Annotated in this window: 1 protein-coding gene; it reads right to left on the bottom strand. The window is 56.2% G+C overall.

Annotation, left to right across the window (positions count from 1 at the left end; all coding sequences use genetic code 11):
• The coding region (locus AC1RPG_RS08010; protein ID WP_481762471.1) for a hypothetical protein at positions 1-375 on the bottom strand (375 nt) is incomplete at its 3' end.
• Between the last annotated feature and the right edge of the window lie 168 nt (positions 376-543).

The following is a 543-nucleotide window of genomic DNA, read 5'->3' on the forward strand; positions in this document are numbered from 1 at the left end:
CACCTTGACTACGTTATCCCATGTCAGGTATTTGTCCATAAGTGCACCCATCTCTTTGTAGAGTTCTGGGTCAAGAACCATGGACGCCAATAGTGGGCCTAGGCGCTTAAGCCACGAAAGCCATGAGGGGTCCTCATTTCTTTGTTTGCGCGCCTTCTTGCCAAGATCGGAACCCATCCAGTTGCGGAACGATCTCCACCATATATCCGCGCGGTCCTCTTCGTTGAGATCGCCCTGAACGCCTCCCTCGTGTGCGTCACCCGTATGGCCGCGACTGCCGCTCAAGAAATCGTATAGCTTCTTGTATAGCGCAGTCTGATCAGCAGCTGCCTTCTCAATCGCGGACTCTGCACTGTTGCTCAGCTTGATAGCCACAGGCTTTGTGCCACCAGCAGTAAGTGCCCCACTCGATATCGTAGTTCCCGTGCCGGCCGCCGACATGCCTGCGGGACCAGACACGGAACCAGCGGGTGCCCCTAGGAGACCGGACACGCGATCCATCATAGACGGCTCGGATTCGGCTTCTACGGTCGTAACACCCTT

The sequence above is a fragment of the Dellaglioa sp. CoH-57-MRSF-18 genome, assembly GCF_056781995.1.